The following is a 415-nucleotide window of genomic DNA, read 5'->3' on the forward strand; positions in this document are numbered from 1 at the left end:
GGGCCATGCCGACCAGATCGAAGTGGTTGTCATCAACGACGCGACGGCGCGCACCGCGGCCCTGCAGGGCGGCCAGGTCAACATGATCAACCGCGTCGAGCCGAAGATCGTCGACCTGATCAAGCGCGTGCCGGGCGTCACCATCCGCAACCATGCGGGCCCCGGCCACTACGTGTTCATCATGCATTGCAACACGGCGCCGTTCGACAACAACGATCTCAGGATGGCGCTGAAGCTGGCCATCGACCGCGAGGAGATGCTGAACAAGGTGCTGCGCGGCTACGGCTCGCTTGGCAACGACTTCCCGATCAACGCGGCCTACCCGCTGTTCACCGAGATCGAGCAGCGCAAGTACGATCCGGACAAGGCCAAGTTCCACTACAAGAAGTCCGGCCATGACGGCTCGGTGCTGCTC

At 63.1% G+C, this 415-nt stretch carries 1 protein-coding gene; it reads left to right on the forward strand.

Features of this window, described 5'->3' with window-relative positions; translation table 11 throughout:
- Positions 1-415 (forward strand): ABC transporter substrate-binding protein (locus EOA29_RS40425; RefSeq protein ID WP_245468891.1); only part of this gene is annotated, 415 nt, incomplete at both ends.

The organism is Mesorhizobium sp. M1E.F.Ca.ET.063.01.1.1 (assembly GCF_003998155.1).
Lineage (GTDB): Bacteria > Pseudomonadota > Alphaproteobacteria > Rhizobiales > Rhizobiaceae > Mesorhizobium.